Origin of the sequence: Klebsiella sp. HN106, from assembly GCF_051209435.1 — a bacterium.
GTDB lineage: Bacteria > Pseudomonadota > Gammaproteobacteria > Enterobacterales > Enterobacteriaceae > Klebsiella > Klebsiella oxytoca.
Genome location: NZ_JBLURD010000002.1, coordinates 61,705 through 73,666 on the forward strand (window position 1 = coordinate 61,705; position 11,962 = coordinate 73,666).

At 51.7% G+C, this 11,962-nt stretch carries 11 protein-coding genes; 9 read left to right on the plus strand and 2 right to left on the minus strand.

Features of this window, described 5'->3' with window-relative positions:
- Positions 1 to 64: 64 nt before the first annotated feature.
- Complete coding sequence (locus ACSIPU_RS06830) at positions 65 to 757, minus strand: DUF421 domain-containing protein (protein WP_004100689.1); 693 nt, start codon at positions 755 to 757, stop codon at positions 65 to 67.
- 114 nt (positions 758 to 871) lie between these two features.
- Between ACSIPU_RS06830 and ycaO the strand changes: the two genes are divergently transcribed.
- The 4 genes from ycaO to pflA all read left to right on the plus strand — a co-directional run bounded on the left by ycaO (position 872) and on the right by pflA (position 7,154).
- Positions 872 to 2,632, plus strand: coding sequence for a 30S ribosomal protein S12 methylthiotransferase accessory factor YcaO (gene ycaO / locus ACSIPU_RS06835; protein ID WP_196558056.1), 1,761 nt, complete (start codon positions 872 to 874; stop codon positions 2,630 to 2,632).
- Between the two features lie 386 nt (positions 2,633 to 3,018).
- Positions 3,019 to 3,876: a formate transporter FocA gene (gene focA, locus ACSIPU_RS06840; protein WP_004100685.1), complete on the plus strand. Its 858-nt coding sequence runs from the start codon at positions 3,019 to 3,021 to the stop codon at positions 3,874 to 3,876.
- A 51-nt stretch (positions 3,877 to 3,927) separates the two neighbouring features.
- The gene (pflB, locus tag ACSIPU_RS06845) at positions 3,928 to 6,210 is read left to right on the plus strand and encodes a formate C-acetyltransferase (protein ID WP_004100684.1); all 2,283 of its coding nucleotides are present in this window, start codon (positions 3,928 to 3,930) and stop codon (positions 6,208 to 6,210) included.
- Between the two features lie 203 nt (positions 6,211 to 6,413).
- Positions 6,414 to 7,154 carry a pyruvate formate lyase 1-activating protein gene (gene pflA, locus ACSIPU_RS06850; RefSeq protein WP_004100682.1) on the plus strand — a complete coding sequence of 247 codons (741 nt, stop codon included), beginning with the start codon at positions 6,414 to 6,416 and terminating at the stop codon, positions 7,152 to 7,154.
- Positions 7,155 to 7,210: 56 nt separating this feature from the next.
- Here pflA and ACSIPU_RS06855 read toward each other — a convergent pair whose 3' ends face one another.
- Positions 7,211 to 8,068: a MurR/RpiR family transcriptional regulator gene (locus ACSIPU_RS06855; protein ID WP_196558057.1), complete on the minus strand. Its 858-nt coding sequence runs from the start codon at positions 8,066 to 8,068 to the stop codon at positions 7,211 to 7,213.
- Between the two features lie 122 nt (positions 8,069 to 8,190).
- On the opposite strand from ACSIPU_RS06855, the gene ACSIPU_RS06860 reads away from it, so the two are divergent.
- The 5 genes from ACSIPU_RS06860 to ACSIPU_RS06880 are packed head-to-tail and all read left to right on the plus strand — an operon-like array spanning position 8,191 to position 11,961.
- Positions 8,191 to 8,466: a PTS sugar transporter subunit IIB gene (locus ACSIPU_RS06860; protein ID WP_014228635.1), complete on the plus strand. Its 276-nt coding sequence runs from the start codon at positions 8,191 to 8,193 to the stop codon at positions 8,464 to 8,466.
- Positions 8,467 to 8,483: 17 nt separating this feature from the next.
- The gene (locus ACSIPU_RS06865; RefSeq protein ID WP_004100670.1) at positions 8,484 to 9,749 is read left to right on the plus strand and encodes a PTS ascorbate transporter subunit IIC; all 1,266 of its coding nucleotides are present in this window, start codon (positions 8,484 to 8,486) and stop codon (positions 9,747 to 9,749) included.
- A 12-nt stretch (positions 9,750 to 9,761) separates the two neighbouring features.
- On the plus strand, positions 9,762 to 10,559 hold the full coding sequence (locus tag ACSIPU_RS06870; protein WP_016808068.1) for a transketolase: 798 nt from the start codon (positions 9,762 to 9,764) through the stop codon (positions 10,557 to 10,559).
- The gene (locus ACSIPU_RS06875) at positions 10,559 to 11,470 is read left to right on the plus strand and encodes a transketolase family protein (protein WP_196558058.1); all 912 of its coding nucleotides are present in this window, start codon (positions 10,559 to 10,561) and stop codon (positions 11,468 to 11,470) included. Before ACSIPU_RS06870 ends, ACSIPU_RS06875 begins: the two co-directional genes overlap by 1 nt.
- Positions 11,471 to 11,523: 53 nt before the next feature.
- On the plus strand, positions 11,524 to 11,961 hold the full coding sequence (locus tag ACSIPU_RS06880) for a PTS sugar transporter subunit IIA (protein ID WP_049127754.1): 438 nt from the start codon (positions 11,524 to 11,526) through the stop codon (positions 11,959 to 11,961).
- The last annotated feature ends 1 nt before the right edge of the window (position 11,962 follow it).

Below are 11,962 nucleotides of genomic sequence, written 5' to 3' on the forward strand. Positions count from 1 at the left end.
AATGCGGACTCGGTCACACAAAAGAATCTGCCAGCTTGACGTCATAAAACCGACATAATTGCTGTCAGGTGACCCTTTTTGCCCGACTGACCTTCGACCATTCTGCATTTGCGCAGCGAGGGCATAATTGTTTATCCCCAGCTCGTAGCGTAAGGATTGCGCTACAGCGAACGCAGGCGTACTCATCATCGTGAGGGATGGTGATAAAACGATCGGTAAAACGGGAAGGCAGAATGGAAAGCCCGGCTTTAACATCTTCATCCTCATAGTAATAAAGGCTGATCTGGCCGTTGGTTTCCAGAATGGCCAGCCGTACCTGACCCAGTTGCTCAACCCCGCTGATTCTCAGTTCCATAAAAAACTCGAATTCGGTCATATTTTCCGCCTGCAGTTTCTCCCAGGCCAGTTCGCCGTTCTCCACAACAATAATCGGCTTACCTTCCAGCAAGTCCTCCAGTTTTTCGCTATGCCCCATCAGCCACATAATCAATCGATACAGCAGAGCCAGGGTAATAAATACCGCCAGTACCGGCAGCATGGGAACATCATCATAAAACGCGACGTCCCCTGCCGCCGAACCGAGGGTCAAAATGATGAGGACTTCGAAAAGAGACATCTGGCGAACGCCACGCCGCCCGGTTATCTTAAGAAAAATAAATACCAGGACGAAGGTATAGAGGCTACGCAGTGCCACCTCGGCCAGAAACTCCACGGGCACTTTATCCAGTGCCATACGATGCCAGTCAAATGTCTTCATGGTTAACGCCTGAACAGTTATTGAGTGACATAAGCATAGCCAGACGATGGAGATAGCACCTGTCATATAAAACCCGTATCATTGCGCGCTTTACGTACGATAAAAGTGACTGCCATGACTCAAACGTTTATTCCCGGCAAAGATGCCGCCCTGGAAGATTCCATCGCTCGCTTCCAGCAGAAGTTGCACGACCTCGGATTTGATATTGAAGAGGCCTCATGGCTCAACCCGGTACCGCACGTCTGGTCAGTGCATATCCGCGATAAAGAGTGCGCCCTGTGCTTCACCAACGGCAAAGGCGCCACCAAAAAAGCCGCGCTGGCCTCGGCCCTTGGAGAGTACTTTGAGCGTCTCTCGACTAACTATTTTTTTGCCGACTTCTGGCTGGGCGAGACCATCGCCAACGCGCCTTTCGTTCACTATCCGAATGAAAAATGGTTCCCTTTAACCGACGATGACGAAGTACCGGAAGGCCTGCTGGATGCCCGCCTGCGCGCGTTCTACGATCCTGACGATCAGTTAACCGCCAGCATGCTGGTCGATCTGCAGTCTGGTAATGACGATCGCGGCGTCTGCGGTTTGCCGTTCACCCGTCAGTCAGATGGCGAAACGGTCTATATTCCGATGAATATCATCGGCAACCTCTACGTTTCTAACGGAATGTCCGCGGGCAACACCCGCAACGAAGCCCGCGTTCAGGGCCTCTCGGAAGTGTTCGAACGCCATATTAAAAACCGCATTATCGCTGAAAGTATCAGCCTCCCGGAGATCCCGGCGGAGGTGATGGCGCGCTATCCGGGCGTGGTTGAATCCATCAACAAGCTGGAGGCCGAAGGTTTCCCGATTTTCGCTTATGACGGTTCGCTCGGCGGCAAATATCCGGTTATCTGCGTTGTGCTGTTTAACCCCGCAAACGGCACCTGTTTCGCCTCGTTTGGCGCGCATCCTGATTTCGGCGTGGCGCTGGAACGTACCGTTACCGAACTGCTGCAGGGCCGCAGCCTGAAAGATCTCGACGTCTTCACGCCGCCAACCTTTGATGATGAAGAAGTCGCCGAACATGCGAATCTTGAAACGCACTTTATCGATTCCAGCGGCCTGATCTCCTGGGATATGTTTAAGCAGGATGCCGACTACCCGTTCGTGGACTGGAGCTTCTCCGGCAGCACGGAGGAAGAGTTCGCCACCCTGATGGCTATCTTTAAACAAGAAGATAAAGAAGTTTACATCGCCGATTACGAACACCTTAGCGTCTACGCCTGCCGGATAATTGTTCCGGGCATGTCTGATATCTATCCGGCGGAAGACCTCTGGCTGGCGAATAACAGCATGGGCGCACCTCTGCGGGAAACGATTCTTTCTCTGCCGGAAAGCGAATGGGAAAAAGAAGATTATCTGGCGCTTATCGAGCAAATGGATGATGAAGGCCTTGATGATTTCACCCGCGTGCGCGAACTGCTCGGTCTGGCGACCGGTAAAGACAACGGCTGGTATACGCTGCGCATTGGCGAGCTAAAAGCAATGCTGGCGCTGGCGGGCGGCGATCTCGAGCAGGCCTTGATCTGGACCGAGTGGACCATGGAATTTAATGCCTCAATCTTTAGCGCCGAACGCGCTAATTACTACCGCTGCCTGCAAACTCTGCTGCTGCTGAGCCAGGAAGAGGAGCGTCAGCCGCTGCAGTATCTCAACGCTTTCGTACGCATGTACGGCGCCGATGCCGTTGAAGCCGCCAGCGCCGCGCTTAGCGGAGAAGCACCGTTCTATGGGCTGCAGGCAGTAGACAGCGATCTGCTCGCTTTCCCGGCTCACCAGTCGCTACTGAAAGCCTACGAAAAGCTACAGCGCGCAAAAGCTGTATTCTGGGGTAAATAAGCTCACTTTACTGCCTGAATCACCGTATGATGAGGGGGCAAATAGGCCCCCTTTTTTTATGTTTTCCACAACCCGCAACCAGGTTGTAGCCATAAAGTTAATTAGTGGTGAGAAATAATAAAATGGTGCCGCAAATATTGTTAATATTTAATAAAAATACCCCATTTTAATTAACCGAAAAACGGGGGTAAAATGAAAATAATCAACATTATTTGTAAAATTTAAAATTTATTTTTTCGTTAAAAATCAAATAATTAGATATAAAAAACATCAATTCCACACACTAAAAGGGCCTATAGTTCCGGTAGGATATGATCTACATCAAATTCCCTTCTATAATGCTTTGTTAGTATCTCACCGCCAACTTACATAAAGAGAGAGTTAGTGTGAAAGCTGACAACCCTTTTGATCTTTTACTCCCTGCTGCCATGGCGAAAGTCGCCGAAGAAGCAGGTGTCTATAAAGCGACAAAACATCCGATAAAGACGTTTTATCTGGCTATCACCGCAGGTGTCTTCATCTCTATCGCTTTTGTTTTCTATATTACCGCGACAACCGGCACGGCCGGGATGCCATTCGGGGTTGCCAAACTGATTGGAGGCATCTGCTTCTCACTGGGTTTGATTCTCTGCGTTATATGCGGTGCCGACCTGTTTACTTCAACCGTTCTTATCGTTGTGGCGAAAGCCAGCGGAAGAATAACATGGGGTCAGCTGGCTAAAAACTGGCTAAACGTCTATGTTGGTAACCTGGTTGGTTGCTTACTCTTTGTATTGCTGATGTGGCTTTCAGGCGAATATATGACTGCCAACGGTCAATGGGGACTTAACGTTCTGCAAACCGCCGACCACAAAATGCACCATACTTTTATTGAAGCTGTGTGCCTGGGTATCCTGGCAAACCTGATGGTCTGCCTTGCGGTATGGATGAGCTACTCCGGCCGTAGCCTGATGGATAAAGCCATGATTATGGTTTTACCGGTGGCAATGTTTGTTGCCAGCGGGTTTGAGCACAGTATCGCGAACATGTTTATGATCCCGCTGGGTATCGTCATTCGCGACTTTGCGAGCCCGGAATTCTGGACCGCAGTTGGTTCAACTCCGGAAAGTTTCTCTCACCTGACCGTCATGAACTTCATCACTGATAACCTGATTCCGGTAACAATCGGGAACATCATCGGCGGTGGTCTGCTGGTTGGGTTGACATACTGGGTCATTTACCTGCGTGGCGACAACCATCACTAAGGGTTGTTTCAGGCAGTAAATAAAAAATCCACTTAAGAAGGTAGGTGTTACATGTCCGAGCTTAATGAAAAGTTAGCCACAGCCTGGGAAGGTTTTGCGAAAGGTGACTGGCAGAACGAAGTCAACGTCCGCGACTTCATCCAGAAAAACTATACCCCGTACGAAGGTGACGAGTCCTTCCTGGCTGGCGCAACTGAAGCGACCACCAAGCTGTGGGACACCGTAATGGAAGGCGTTAAACAGGAAAACCGCACTCACGCGCCTGTTGATTTTGATACTTCCCTTGCGTCCACCATCACCTCTCATGACGCTGGCTACATCGAGAAAGGTCTCGAGAAAATCGTTGGTCTGCAGACTGAAGCGCCGCTGAAACGTGCGATTATCCCGTTCGGTGGTATCAAAATGGTAGAAGGCTCCTGCAAAGCGTACAATCGCGAGCTGGACCCAATGCTGAAGAAAATCTTCACTGAATACCGTAAAACCCACAACCAGGGCGTGTTTGACGTTTACACCAAAGACATCCTGAACTGCCGTAAATCTGGCGTTCTGACCGGTCTGCCGGATGCCTATGGTCGTGGTCGTATCATCGGTGACTATCGTCGCGTTGCGCTGTACGGTATCGACTTCCTGATGAAAGACAAATACGCTCAGTTCGTCTCTCTGCAAGACAAACTGGAAAGCGGTGAAGATCTGGAAGCAACCATCCGTCTGCGTGAAGAAATCTCTGAGCAGCACCGTGCGCTGGGTCAGATCAAAGAAATGGCGGCTAAATATGGCTGCGATATCTCTGGTCCTGCTACCACCGCTCAGGAAGCTATCCAGTGGACCTACTTTGGTTACCTGGCTGCCGTTAAATCTCAGAACGGCGCGGCAATGTCCTTCGGTCGTACCTCCAGCTTCCTGGACATCTTCATCGAACGTGACCTGAAAGCCGGTAAAATCACCGAGCAAGACGCTCAGGAAATGATTGACCACCTGGTCATGAAACTGCGTATGGTTCGTTTCCTGCGTACTCCAGAATATGATGAACTGTTCTCCGGTGACCCGATTTGGGCAACTGAATCCATCGGCGGTATGGGCGTTGACGGCCGTACTCTGGTAACCAAAAACAGCTTCCGTTTCCTGAACACCCTGTACACCATGGGGCCGTCTCCGGAGCCGAACATCACCATTCTGTGGTCTGAAAAACTGCCGCTGAGCTTCAAAAAATTCGCTGCAAAAGTGTCCATCGATACCTCTTCTCTGCAGTATGAGAACGATGACCTGATGCGCCCAGACTTCAACAACGATGACTACGCTATCGCTTGCTGCGTAAGCCCGATGGTTGTTGGTAAGCAAATGCAGTTCTTCGGTGCTCGCGCTAACCTCGCGAAAACCATGCTGTACGCAATCAACGGCGGCGTTGATGAAAAACTGAAAATGCAGGTTGGTCCTAAATCTGAACCGATCAAAGGCGACGTTCTGAACTTCGATGAAGTGATGGACCGCATGGATCACTTCATGGACTGGCTGGCTAAACAGTACGTCACTGCGCTGAACATCATCCACTACATGCACGACAAGTACAGCTACGAAGCCTCCCTGATGGCGCTGCACGACCGTGATGTTATCCGCACTATGGCATGTGGTATCGCAGGTCTGTCCGTTGCTGCTGACTCCCTGTCTGCAATCAAATATGCGAAAGTTAAACCGATTCGTGATGAAAACGGTCTGGCTGTCGACTTCGAAATCGAAGGCGAATACCCGCAGTTTGGTAACAACGACTCTCGCGTCGATGATATGGCCGTTGACCTGGTTGAACGTTTCATGAAGAAAATTCAGAAACTGCACACCTACCGTAACGCTATCCCGACTCAGTCCGTTCTGACCATCACCTCTAACGTTGTGTATGGTAAGAAAACTGGTAACACCCCAGACGGTCGTCGCGCTGGCGCTCCGTTCGGACCAGGTGCTAACCCGATGCACGGCCGTGACCAGAAAGGTGCAGTTGCCTCTCTGACCTCCGTTGCTAAACTGCCGTTTGCTTACGCGAAAGATGGTATCTCTTATACCTTCTCTATCGTTCCGAACGCACTGGGTAAAGACGACGAAGTTCGTAAAACTAACCTCGCAGGCCTGATGGATGGTTACTTCCACCACGAAGCGTCCATCGAAGGCGGTCAGCACCTGAACGTCAACGTCATGAACCGCGAAATGCTGCTCGACGCGATGGAAAACCCGGAAAAATATCCGCAGCTGACCATCCGCGTATCCGGTTATGCAGTACGTTTTAACTCCCTGACTAAAGAACAGCAGCAGGACGTTATTACTCGTACCTTCACTCAGACCATGTAATGGTATTGACTGAAATCGTACTGTAAAAAGCGTACAATAAAGGCTCCACGCAAGTGGGGCCTTTTTAGCAATACCTTCCTGTCCCAGTCTCTTTTGTCCGCTGTCTATACTTTATGGATAACAGCCAAAACAGACTTAACACAGCCGGTTTGAGCTGTGCATGCACAGGCCCCGGACGGGCCGAATCTGGAGATATCACCGCAATGTCAACAATTGGTCGCATTCACTCCTTTGAATCCTGTGGCACCGTCGATGGCCCGGGGATCCGCTTTATCACTTTCTTCCAGGGCTGCCTGATGCGCTGCCTCTATTGCCACAACCGCGATACCTGGGATACCCACGGCGGTAAAGAGATTACCGTTGAAGAGCTGATGAAAGAGGTGGTGACCTATCGCCACTTTATGAACGCTTCCGGCGGCGGCGTAACGGCATCCGGCGGCGAAGCCATTCTGCAGGCCGAATTTGTTCGCGACTGGTTCCGCGCCTGTAAGAAAGAAGGTATTCATACCTGCCTCGACACTAACGGCTTTGTGCGCCGTTATGATCCGGTTATCGATGAACTGCTTGAAGTGACCGATCTGGTGATGCTCGATCTCAAGCAAATGAATGATGAAATTCACCAGAACCTGGTTGGCGTCTCTAACCATCGAACGCTGGAATTTGCCCGCTATCTGTCAAATAAAAACATCAAAGTCTGGATCCGCTACGTGGTGGTCCCTGGCTGGTCCGACGATGATGATTCCGCGCATCGCCTGGGCGAGTTTACCCGCGATATGGGCAACGTCGAGAAAATTGAACTGCTGCCGTATCATGAGCTGGGCAAACATAAATGGGTGGCCATGGGCGAAGAGTACAAGCTGGATGGCGTCCATCCGCCTAAAAAAGAGACCATGGAACGCGTGAAGGGAATTCTGGAACAGTACGGTCATAAAGTGATGTACTAAATTTCCCCACCCGGTAGCGCAAGCGCTACCGGGTTTTTGCCAAACTATGATAAGCATCAGGACATAAAGTATTCCGACAGCTTATTTGCCACGCTTTCAATAGAGAAAATGCGCTTCTGATGCGCTTTACGGTATTCCGCATAGCGTTCATCCTGCTCTTCCAGCGCGCTGAGGATCCGGTCGGCCACCATCATGGCGCCGGCAATTTCCGCAAATCCTGACTCCCCCTCCCCCTGTAAAGCCACCGCCGCCTGAAGATTCCAGTCAGATAAGCGGGCTAACGGCGCGAACGTCCCCCGCGTCAGCGACAATATTTTCACGCCCTGCTGCTTTGCCAGGGACAGGGACTGCATCATATCCGCCGAGGCCTGTTCAGTATGCACGACGATAATGCCGGTTTTTTGGTTATCAGCCAGCAACGGCATCGCCGCCGGATAAGAGCGATCGACAAAGCTGGCCGCCTTACCCATATTGATTAAATTCATTTGCAGGAATAACGCGACCGGCACTGCCGTGCCCACGGCATAGATAGCAATGCTGTTCAGGGCGTTAAGCCAGTCAGCTGCGGCTTTCAGCTCCTGGTAATCCACGATAGCATTACTGTCGCGAATGCTCGCCAGCACCGGCGCAATCTCTTCGTTCTCGTTGATACCGTTGTCTTCCGAACGCGCGGCGCCCTGCTCCATCGCCAGCGCGGTTCTGAAATCCGAGAAACCTTTAAATCCGAATGCCCGACAAAAACGGGTGATACTCCCTTCACTGGTATCAATGGAGTCGGCCAGTTCTGAAATCGTGTGACGCATCACAAAGTCAGGATTTTCCGTAATAAAACGGCTAACTTTCTCCAGTATCGGGCTTAGCCCTGAAGCTCCATTTCTTATGCTTATCAACAAGTTATTGTCTATCTGGCTCATGTTTTGCCTTATTTGCTCAAAATGCAAACACAGTCACATCTTTCGTCCTGCTGCAAAGATAATAATTATTATCTCACACAAACAAATAAAAATAATTATTTTTACAAACAGGAGAACATCGAATGAAAGGTCTCATAGTCTGTCGTACCGGTATGGGCAGCTCCTTAATGCTCAAAATAAAAGCACAAAAAATCATCGACAAACACGGCTGGAATATCGAGCTGGAACACGACGTCCTCTCAGGCTTACGCACCTGGCGAGATATTGATTTTGTCATCACTATGCGCGATCTCACCGATGAAGTCGAAGCCGCCGGATTCAGAGCTGTCGGCATCACCGACCTGATGAACAGTGAAGAGATGGAATCTGCGCTCACCGACATCGTTCAAAGCAACTAACCTCTCCCGGAGGCAATATGGATTTCCTCAGATTTATTGTATTCGACATTCTGGGCGTAACCCCACTTTTAGTTGGCTTTATTGCATTAATCGGCCTGTTAATCCAACGCAAGCCGATTGAAAAAGTGCTTTCCGGCACTTTTAAAACCATCGTCGGCTTTCTGGTATTCGCCGGCGGCGCTGGTCTGGCGGTGACTTCCTTGGGTAACTTTCAGACCTTATTCAGCGATGGTTTTGGCCTGAAGGGCGTAATGCCGCTGGCTGAAGCGCTAACCGGACTGGCGCAAACCAAATTCGCCATGTGCGTTTCGCTGATTATGGTGATTGGTTTTGCCTGGAACCTGTTCTTTGCCCGCGTGACACCGTTTAAATACATCTTTCTTACCGGGCAACATAACCTGTATCTCTCCGCGCTGCTTACCGTGACGCTAAAGGCGCTGGGCTACAGCGACATGACGACCATTATTGTCGGCTCGGTGCTGCTGGGGCTCGCCGCCTGCCTCTATCCGGCTATTGCGCAACCGTGGATGCGAAAAATTACCGGTAACGATGAGATCGCCATGGGGCACTACGTCACGCTGGCCTATGCCGCCTCCGGCTGGATCGGTTCTAAAGTCGGCGATCCTAAACAATCTACCGAAAAGCTGAATCTCCCCGGTTGGCTGGGGATCTTCAAAGATTACATTGTTTCAGTATCGATCTCGGTGAGTATTTTCTATTACATCGCCGCGCTCGCGGCCGGAAAAGCTGCGGTCACCGCAGCGGCCGGCGGCATGCACTGGCTGGTTTACCCGCTCTTTCAGTCGCTGACCTTTACCGCTTCTCTGTACATCATCATTACCGGCGTGCGCCTGCTGCTGTCAGAAATTGTTCCGGCCTTTCTCGGCATCTCGGAGAAGTTTATTCCTAATGCCAAACCCGCGCTCGACTGCCCGGTCGTCTTTCCCTACGCTCCAACCGCCACGGTTCTCGGATTTATCTCGTCTTTTGTCGGCGGGCTGGTGGTGATGGGTTTGCTGGCGATCCTCGGACAAACCGTCATTATCCCGGTCGCTATTCCCTACTTCTTCATCGGCGCCACCGCTGCGGTATTTGGTAATGCCTCCGGCGGCTGGAAAGGCGCGATTGCCGGAAGCTTCATCACCGGGATCCTGATCGGTATTGGCCCTGCGCTGATTTATCCGATTATGGAGTCCGTCGGTCTTTCAGGCACCAGCTTCCCGGAAACTGACTTCGTTGCCCTGGGTCTGGTCGTGTACTACATCGGTAAAATGCTGCCCTAAGAAGGAAAGAACATGAATATTGATGAACTGAAATCCCATGCGCTTGCCGCTCGCCGCGAGATAGTCACCATGATTTACGAATCCGGGATTGGCCATCCGGGCGGGGCATTGTCGATAATCGACATTCTTACCTGGCTCTATTATCAGGAAGTCGATCTGCAAGCCTCCCCGCGCTCGCGCGTGGTGATGAGTAAAGGCCACGCCGTCGCCGCGCAGTACGCCATGCTCTATCAAAAAGGAAAGATCGATCGCAGCGAGTTCCATACGTTCCGGCAGATCAACTCACGCCTGCAGGGACACCCAAGCATTAAATCACTACCGGAGGTCGATGCCACAACCGGTCTGCTGGGTCAGGGGCTGTCGATTGCTTTTGGTATGGCGGCCGCCAAAAAGCGGCGCAACGATCCGCACCGGGTCTTTGCCATCGTTGGCGATGGCGAAATGCATGAAGGCCAAATCTGGGAAACCTTACAGCAGGCTGGTCACATGAAAATGGATAATCTGGTCGCCATCTTCGATTACAACGGCTTCTCTTCCCACGACCCCGTTAATGAAGTCGTTAATCTCGAGCCGCTGGCGGACAAAATCCGCAGCTTTGGCTGGCATGTACTGGAGCTGCACGATGGCAATGATATGCATCAGGTTGCCGATACCCTGATGCTATCCCGCCATCTGAAAGGCAAGCCAGTCGCCATTGTGGCGCACACGACGAAAGGTTCCGGCGTCAGCTATATGGAAAACAACGGCGACTGGCACTCAAAAACCCCGAGCAAAGAACAATTTCAGCAGGCAATGGAGGAGTTACAGTGATGAAAGCACCCCGTGATGAGATCGGTAATGCCCTGATTGCGCTAAAAGAAAAAGGCTATCCCGTCGTTGTTATCGACAGTGATTTAGCCAGCTCAACCCGTACTGACCAGTTTCAGGCCATCTATCCTGAGGCCTTCTTCGAAATGGGCATTGCGGAAGGCTCCGCCATGAGTTTCGCGGTCGGCCAGGCGCTGGAAGGCTTTATGCCCTTCTATGTTAACTTTGCCATGTTCGTCACCGGCACCGCCTGGACCCAGCTGCGGCAGGCCTGCTACGCCAAAGCCAATATAAAACTCGTCGGTAGCCATCCCGGTATGGATGATGGACCTGACGGCGCTTCTCATCATGCGCTGGAGGACTTAGCGCTGACCCGCGTCCTTCCGGGATTAACCATCCTGACGCCAGCAGATGCGGAAGAAATCACCGAGGCCTTCGAGCAGGCGGCAAAAATAAAGGGGCCCGTTTATATCCGCGTTGCCCGCGAACCGATGCCGGTTCGCGACAAAAGCGTCGTGCCGCGGGTGAGCGATATCGCCGCCATCGCCGACAGCGGCAATGATTTTGCGATTCTTTTTGAAGGGACGGTTCTGGAGCAGGCCACCGAGGGTTATGAAAAGTTGGTCGCCAGCGGCAAAAAGGGCAAGCTGATTCACGTCGCAACCCTTAAGCCCTTTAATCAGCAAGAATTTTATCGGCTGGTTAATTATTGCCCACTTATCGCTACGCTTGAAAATCATACCGTCAACGGCGGCCTCGGTGGGCTGATCGCGGAAACCCTGGCGCAAAAGGCGCATCCGGCGCGCCTTACGCGGTTGGGAACACAGGATACATTTACCGAATCGGGTAACAGCAGACAGCTAAAAGCGAAATACGGCATTTCGGGAGAAGCGCTGTTTAATGCTCTACGCTAACCACCAGGCGAGCCGGTCAGATGGCGGTCGGCTCGCGCATAAAAGGAATGTGTATGGAAGAGACGCTGTTTTCCGCCTGTCAGTTCACCAGCCACTGCCTGAACTGGCGCAGCGCTGTTCAGCTCGCCTGCCGCCCGCTAGAGCAACAGGGGAAAATTACCGCCGGGTATGCCGGTGCGATTATCCACGCCACAGAGCAGGATGGCCCCTGGTATATACTGAGCCCGGGATTTGCGCTACCGCATGCGCGTCCGGAAGCGGGCGTGCTGAGCAAAAATAGCGCGCTTTCGCTGCTTTGCTGTAGCGAAGCCGTTGATTTTCCGGATCATCCCGGAATTCGGCTGATAGTCATACTGGCGGCGGCAGATAGCGAACAGCATATTCAGACGATCCAGCGGTTAGTCTGCTGGCTGGATGAGGGGGATAGACTTCAGCGATTCAGCACGGTGCAAAGCCAGACCGAGTTTGCCGCGCTTCTTGCTTCGCATTAAA